Below are 7,723 nucleotides of genomic sequence, written 5' to 3'. Positions count from 1 at the left end.
TTCAAAATGCAGCCGTTTTTCAGTGTGAAATCGTTTCGGGGGCCGGCATTTTGAGCTAGTCTAGTCGGTGGATTGAACTGCCGCCGACGATGCATCAAACCTTAATGCTCTCACCACATCCCACGGACAACGACACGACTTCGCCGACGCTGCTGTTTGCGATCCGCGAAGGCAACGCCGTGGCTTGGCAGCGGCTCGTGCGGATTTACGGCCCCTTGGTGGTCGGATGGTGTCGTCGCTGCGGATTGCAAGAATCTGACGCGTTTGACGTCAGCCAAGAGGTGCTGCTAGGCGTCAGCGAGTCGCTGGACCGTTTCGAGCTTCGACCGATACAGACGCCAGGCACCGGATCATTCCGAGGCTGGTTGTGGACGATCACCCGCAACAAGATTGCTGACCACCAACGACGTACTGCTGGTAAAGCCCAAGCTGGTGGCGGCACGGGCGCTCTTCAGCAAATCCTATCGCTGCCGGATCAATCGCCGGAAACGACCGAAGACGTCGCTGATCTGCATCTGCGACTGCTCGGTGAACTAAAACTTTCATTCAACGAAACGACTTGGACAGCGTTTTGGCGGGTCGCTGTCGAAGGCGATGCCGCTAAGGATGTGGCTGATGACTTGGGCATTTCCGTATGGGCTATCTACAAAGCGAAGTCGCGAATACTGGCGAAACTGAGAGAACATTTCGGAGAAAATCTTGAGTAACCAACCAACACGATTGACCATGGGTGAGTCCTAATCAATTTCGCCGTTTTTACTCGTCAGCGCGCTTCATGTCCAAGTCCCAGCGATAGACAAGGTAAAGCAACGATCAGAACCAGCCGGTAACGTCTGACTGGGTTGATGGATTGCCAGCCATTCAGCCGATCCACCGCCGAATCCTCGTGACGGAACCTCACGTGCCGAGACCTACTTCGACGAGCGAGCCATGTCCAACGACGGACACGCTGCGCCGCTGCGCAGAAGGAAAACTAGATTCAGACGACCTAGAAATCGTCATTGATCACATCGACGAATGCGAGTCCTGCCAAAATCGTGTTGAAGAACTTGATTCGAATCCGCATCCTCCGCTTCAGCAGCTAAAGAACCGACCCATTGAACCAACCGATCACACAATCTTTCGTCTGCTATCGGCGAGACGTGATCCTTCTCATCGAAAAACAATCAGTTCGCCGATCCCCGATCGGATTGGCCCCTACGCAGTCAAGCGACTGATCGCTGTCGGCGGGATGGGGTCAATCTACGAGGGTCGCCACGTCAATCTAGGACGCTCCGTTGCCATCAAGTGGCTCAACGGCGAACGCACACTTTCTCGCCGTCGAGCACAACAAGTCTTGCGTGAGTGGCGGGCCCACGGACGGTTAATGCATCCGAATATCGTAACCGCGACCGATGCAGGACTCATTGAAGGATGTCCCTATCTGATTACCGAGCTAATCGATGGCCTGGACCTTTCACGGCTAATCAAAAAGTCCGGATCGCTCTCGATCATCGAAGCCGTAACAATCACTCGCGACGTAGCCGTCGCAATGGACTATGCGCATCAAGAAGGCGTGGCACACTTGGACATCAAACCGTCCAACATCATGCTAGACCGCGGCGGCGTCGTGAAACTTCTGGATTTGGGAACCGCCCAGACGGTCAATCCGGAAACGGAATCCACCGAGTCTCATCGTGGTGCGAATGTCATCGATGATTTCGGAACCCTGGGCTTTCTCGCCCCCGAGAGAATCAATGCATCACAGGATGGCGTGTCGCTGGAAATCCACGATCAGTTTGCTGCCGACATTTACTCGCTCGGTTGCACGCTGCAGTACCTGCTGACGACGAGTGCCCCCTTCGGCAACTTGCCCAGCACGACTGGAAGCACGGGACGCATTGTCGAACTCATCGCCGGCCATCGCCATCAAAAACCACCTCGGATCGAACTGGACGCTACTCAGGGCAGCGACGCGCAACAACAATCCGTGCAGCTTTTGATTGATTCCATGTTGGCGAAGGATCCTACGGCCCGACCGCGCACCATGAAAGATGTTTCGCGAGCACTCTCGGAAATACTCGATCAGGACGCTACGCCGGATGGCGATTTGAGGGCCGATCTGAGCAAATTGATCTTGTCAGCTTCGGAACCCAATGATTGGCCTGAGGCATCGGGCCAAACGGTTGGATTGACGGATTTGATTCGGCCAGCCAAACGGAATCGACTTAGCCGTCTCCTCGTCATCGGACTTTTTGCTTTGGCCTTGGTCCTGTTTTCGACAACGTTTCAATTCTTAGTGAACCGAAGCGTTCGTATTCGAGCCACGAGCAACGTTTCGTCGGCTTCCGTTGCGTTAATCCCACGATTGTCCTTGCCGGGCAACACGTCAACCGAATTGTCTTCGAGCAACCTCAATTCAACAAAGGATGGAAGCGAATTCGCGGACAACCAAAACGAACCAAACAAAATTCTTCCGACCGTGACCCGACGCTCGCCATACGGCTACACGGTGCTTGGAACCGAGTACCACGGCTTTCTAAAATTTGAAGCAGAAACAAATACTGAATTCGCCTCGCAATCCGAACGACTGCTAAGCCGACTGCAGGTATCCGATCCGACCATCAAGCTAGCTGCGGTGTCGACGGTGTCACCGCACGATCAAATTCTTGATATGGCGTGGTCACACGACGGTACACGTCTCGCAGTGCTAACGATCCGAAATCGAATTCGTGTCTACAACTGGGATGGCAAACAGTTCACTCTGCACTACACCATGCGTGGTGACGGCCCATCCCAATGGGCCAGAGCAATTTGTTGGAACCCTGTTGATGGCTCGTTGATCGCTGCGTCGTACAACTTTGTGGGTCTGATTCGATTCGGCAGCAATCATCGGACCACCGTAGACGTGCAGCCAGTATCATTTGACGGGATCACTTCGATTCGCACAGTTACAGATCAAGGACGAGTTCTGATCCTGGTGGCAACACAAAACCAGTTGCACTGCTACGATCCCGAAGTCCGCGATGTCCAAGATCCTTTCGCTAGAATCGATGTGTTGAACTTTGATTCCGTCAGCGATCGCCCCAGCTGTTTACTTCAAACTCCGGCGGGCATTGAGCACTGGATCGCAAATTTCGGTTTGCCCCAAGAATCGCAAAAACAAGCTTCGACAGATGTAGATCTCGCCGAGAATGATACCGATGATTCTGCCGAGTCCCCAAAGTGGTCTTGGCGACTCGTCGGAGCCCATCCAATTGCCGATTCCAAGTCAATCATCGATTTGCGTTATGCAGCAGACGACGAACACTATGTCATGCGCACGGAAAAGGAATTCAGCTTTCATTTGCTAAATGACGGGACAAGAGTCGCTTGTATCCCGCGGGGTGAAACCATTTCCAATCACTACCAGGTCATGCCAGCTAGTAGAGATAGCAAATTCACAATCCTGCAAGGGTTCGTCAATCACTTGGAACTAAGACAAGCAGCAGACTACCCACTGTCCGGAAAGTTTTCAGCGAAGACGACTCGATGCCCCGGAGATCGTCTTTTGTTTCCTCGCGTAGCCATTCATCCGGCGCAAGACAGGCTGGCGGTTGCATGGCGAGGCCATGCCGAAGTGTGGAACCACCGCTTGGAAACCATCTCGCGACTGCCCCGCTGCGACGCGTTCATCGATGCAACACCGTCTCCGCTTCGAAGTGGGTTTGCAATGTTTCGCCACGATGGCTCGGGGATCGCTATTGATGGACGGGGCACTTTCTCCAGCCAACCGATCCCGCGCGCACCGCCCAACGAGGAACATTTCCGAGAAACGAACGTGGCACGATTCTGCGTGCCCAACGGCAAACTCCTTCAAACTTCAAACTCCCAACGACGCTATATGCTGCGTGATGTTTCGTGGATCGATCAAGCGACCGATAAAGAACCGACAACAAAACTGAACAGAAAGCAGACTTCGTTTTCGATATCAATCTTGCCAAAACCTTTGTTTCACGAACTAAGCAAACAACTTCGCGACGCTGACCCGCGTGAGGAGACCGATTGGCGATATTGCTGTATCACTCGGGTCGATCACGACGGCAGAATAGAAAATCTCTTTGTTCGCACGACAACAGGCCAGCCCGCCCGCCTGTCGGTCGCCAGAGACCGACCGTGGTTTTGTGAATCAGATGGCTCCGGCCAAATCGTGGTGCATGAAGTTTCCGAAGCCAAAAGTCGCGTCCTGTTTCAGCATCGTGTTGAAAACATTGGAAACGCTCCTGCCGTCCGCATTAGCCACGATGGTTCATCAATCTTCCTCGCATCAAGTTTCGATGACGGCGTTGAGATTCGGGCCATTCAGTCTTCGACAGGAAACAAAATTTGGCAAGTTAAGACTTCGCAACTCGCTGGATTTTCAAACCTGACGATTGATTCAGTGGGCAATATTGTCGTGATCAATGCAAACACTTGGCTGAAATTGGATCCGACGACAGGTCGCGTCGTTACGGAGATCGATCCTGGACAGCGTTATGGACTGCGACACGACGGAGCGTCACAGAACCCGATCGATCAAGGGTTTGTCAGTTGGATTCGTTCAGCCCATATCTACCCCGCTGCCATTTGGAACGCAGATGCCGAACTTCAAGCAATGGTGTTTGCGACGGAACCGAATAGTTGGGTGTCAATCTCACCCGATGGCGAAGTGCTCGATTCGGTCCAGAGCGATCCGGTAATTGATCGGTTCACTAGCACGGATGGAAACAATTACGAACCCGCAGTTTGGGCGTCTGGGTTCGAACGGACAACCTATCGTCCAGAGCAATCGCTTACCTTCGTCTGCACACACGAAAGCGATCGCTGCACATTCGTTCCACTCGCGATGTTCAGCTCACAAAACGAATGAAGATTCGCGATTGCTGTCAGTGCGTGAACTTGCGTTCCGTTGGACTCATCTCACGAAAGATTAACAGTCTGCGTTTGCGACCCCGATCACCGGCAACGTTCGCTATGGTTTCAGCCACAGATTTTTTTTCTAATCTCTACAGTCGAAAACGCTACATCTATTATTTATTGCGGCTGAAAGGCATCGACGGTCCGCATTGGGGAGCAGTATTTGGCGGAAGAGTCATGCTTTCGGCAATCAAGGCCTGGCTAGCGTTTCGGGCACCTAGCCATTCAACAACGGCGGTGACACTTGGTCAGGAAGCCGAGTACCCTTGTCAATTCCTCTAACGACGTGAACCCGTTTGACGGTTGGTAATACTGGCGAGGTTCATTCTTTCAGCCTGGCAGTACTCTGATGACGATCTCTTTGGTTTGGTTTCGCAATGACCTTCGTCTACACGATCATCGCGCGTTAGTTCGGGCTATCGAGCGATCCGACCAAACCGTTTGCGTGTACGTCCTCGATCCAGCAGCGTTTGGAAAGACCGGTTTTGGGTTTGATCGGATCGGGAAGTTTCGATTGCAGTTCTTACGAGAGTCGCTCGTTGATCTGCGAAAACAATTGCATGCGGTCGGCGGAACTTTACATGTCGTGGTGGGAGATCCTGCTGACACGCTAGCGGCTATCGCGAAGACAGCTCAGGCATCGAGCGTTCATTGCCATCTCGAGTACGCCAGCGAAGAGCGAGATACTCAAGAACGCGTTCGCATCGCATTGGCGCGGATCGACTGTACACTCGAGGTTGCATCGGCGAACACTCTTTACGAAGTCGAAGATTTGCCGTTTGGGGTCGAGGAATTACCAGAACTTTTCACTAAATTTCGTGGGAAGGTTGAAAAACGATACGAACCACCTTCGGCTCTGCCCCCGCCGAATCAGATTCTCAATATTCCCTCAGAGATTGCCGCGAAAATACCGAGCCAAGACATCGATGGCATTCACTTCTTTACTTCGTCCAGCATCGAACCGGATCCTCGCGGTGTGATGAGTTTCCAAGGCGGTGAAACGGCAGGGCTGGCCCGTTTGGATGACTACTTGTGGCAGACTCACGGAATACGAAGCTACAAAGAAACTCGCAACGGAATGATGGGTGCAAATTACTCGTCGAAGTTCTCGCCGTGGCTTGCGATGGGCTGTTTGTCGCCGCGAAAAATCTACGATGAAGTCAAACGCTACGAACAGCAGGTGGCAAAGAACGACTCGACCTACTGGATGTTCTTCGAGTTGTTGTGGCGTGACTACTTTGCGTTCGTCGTCGCCAAACATGGCCGGCGAGTGTTTACCGTCGGCGGAATTCAGCAACAACAGTATTCTTGGAACCAAGACGCGTTCCGCTTTGACGCTTGGCGCGAGGGACGGACGGGTTATCCCTTGATCGACGCCAACATGCGAGAGCTTGCGCGGACCGGATTCATGAGCAATCGAGGCCGTCAAAACGCAGCGAGTTTCTTGACGAAAAATCTTGGTGTTGATTGGCGGATGGGTGCCCAGTGGTTTGAGTCGTTGCTGATCGACTACGACCCTTGCAGCAACTACGGCAATTGGAACTACATCGCCGGAGTCGGTAACGATGCGAGAGAGTTTCGTTGGTTCAACACAATCAAACAGGCGGGCGTTTACGATCCCGACGGAGCGTACGTGAAGCATTGGTTGCCGGAACTCGCCAACGTCCCTCGTGATCAAATTCATACGCCATGGAAAATCTCCGGCGACGAACAACTGAAATTTAGTGTCGGCATTGGAGTGGACTACCCCGCCCCGATCGTCGACCTATTCGCGTCAGCCGATCGGCAGCAGCTTTTATTCACAGGCGAGAAAGACTAAACGGCAGTCCTGCATTGTCGCGAAGCGGCACGATGCTCCGCAAGTTATCTCACAGGTCTGTTTGGCGAATCGAGTGCCCGATGAAAGTCCGGGCATCTGATCTAGAGACCGATTGGTATCCACTCGCCCCACCGAGCAAATCGTGTCGCTTAGAATGCGATCTTTCGAGGATTCCCCGCTTAGAGTCATAATCAAAGGCGAGAGACAAATGTTGCGTGTTTTAAAATTTGCCGTTGCTTCCATTGCGATCTGCGTTCTTCCATGTACTGCCCATGCGGGCGATGAGGATAGCACTGAAGTGAAAACGGTTACCGAAACGGAAAAAGCGGCTGCGACGGGCGTTATGGCAACTGCCGTCAAGGGAACGCCAGTCGTTGATGGTGAAATCGACGAAGTTTGGAGCACAGCCACGCCAATCAAGGTCGACAGGCCGATTGACGAGTTGACTCAGGTATCCAAAGTAGAAATGTCAACGGCAGACGTTCGCGTGCTCTGGAGCAAGGATCAGCTCTCGGTGCTGTGGCAGGTCAATGACTCGCAACTTTCGGCGAAATCCAGTGACGATTGGGCGCATGATTCGATCGAGCTTTTCGTGGATCGAAACCACGCAGCGTCAGCGTCCTACGAAGCGGATGATGCTCAGTACAGAGTCAATTTTGAGGGCATGATCAGCGGCCTCGGCACCGGTTTCTCGGAATCAGATGTCAAGGCAGTGAGCACGAAGACAGAATCCGGCTATCTCGTCGAGATGTCGATCAACATGACCGATTCGCCACTTCATGCCGGTGATCAGCTTGGTTTGGAACTTCAAGTCAACAATGACGACGGCAGCGGCGATCGCGTATCAGTTGCGAAGTGGAGCCATGCTGAAAACGATTCATGGGAGAGCACTGAGAACTTCGGAACCTTGACGTTGAAATAGGCTCGCGTCGTTCAACGCTTGCTCTCGTGACAAACCACTTGGCGATGAAGATTGGTTCGAATCGATCG

The 7,723-nt window shown here is 52.9% G+C and carries 4 protein-coding genes; all 4 read left to right on the top strand.

The window, feature by feature from the left end; genetic code table 11:
- Positions 1-89 precede the first annotated feature (89 nt).
- The 4 genes from Poly59_RS16255 (at position 90) to Poly59_RS16240 (ending at position 7,655) form a co-directional block, all read left to right on the top strand.
- Complete coding sequence (locus Poly59_RS16255; RefSeq protein WP_146535119.1) at positions 90-707, top strand: RNA polymerase sigma factor; 618 nt, start codon at positions 90-92, stop codon at positions 705-707.
- Between the two features lie 194 nt (positions 708-901).
- The gene (locus Poly59_RS16250; RefSeq protein WP_146535118.1) at positions 902-4,867 is read left to right on the top strand and encodes a serine/threonine protein kinase; all 3,966 of its coding nucleotides are present in this window, start codon (positions 902-904) and stop codon (positions 4,865-4,867) included.
- A 396-nt stretch (positions 4,868-5,263) separates the two neighbouring features.
- Positions 5,264-6,733: a DASH family cryptochrome gene (locus Poly59_RS16245; RefSeq protein ID WP_146535117.1), complete on the top strand. Its 1,470-nt coding sequence runs from the start codon at positions 5,264-5,266 to the stop codon at positions 6,731-6,733.
- A gap of 298 nt (positions 6,734-7,031) precedes the next feature.
- Positions 7,032-7,655: a sugar-binding protein gene (locus tag Poly59_RS16240; protein ID WP_186776306.1), complete on the top strand. Its 624-nt coding sequence runs from the start codon at positions 7,032-7,034 to the stop codon at positions 7,653-7,655.
- The last annotated feature ends 68 nt before the right edge of the window (positions 7,656-7,723 follow it).

This window comes from Rubripirellula reticaptiva (assembly GCF_007860175.1).
Taxonomy (GTDB): domain Bacteria; phylum Planctomycetota; class Planctomycetia; order Pirellulales; family Pirellulaceae; genus Rubripirellula; species Rubripirellula reticaptiva.
Note: the sequence above shows the minus strand (reverse complement) of the source record. Positions and strands in the feature narration are given on the sequence as shown.

Coding starts and splice junctions, on each gene's coding strand:
- Poly59_RS16255 (WP_146535119.1), top strand. CDS start 90: ATGCATCAAACCTTAATGCTCTCACCACATCCCACGGACAACGACACG.
- Poly59_RS16245 (WP_146535117.1), top strand. CDS start 5,264: ATGACGATCTCTTTGGTTTGGTTTCGCAATGACCTTCGTCTACACGAT.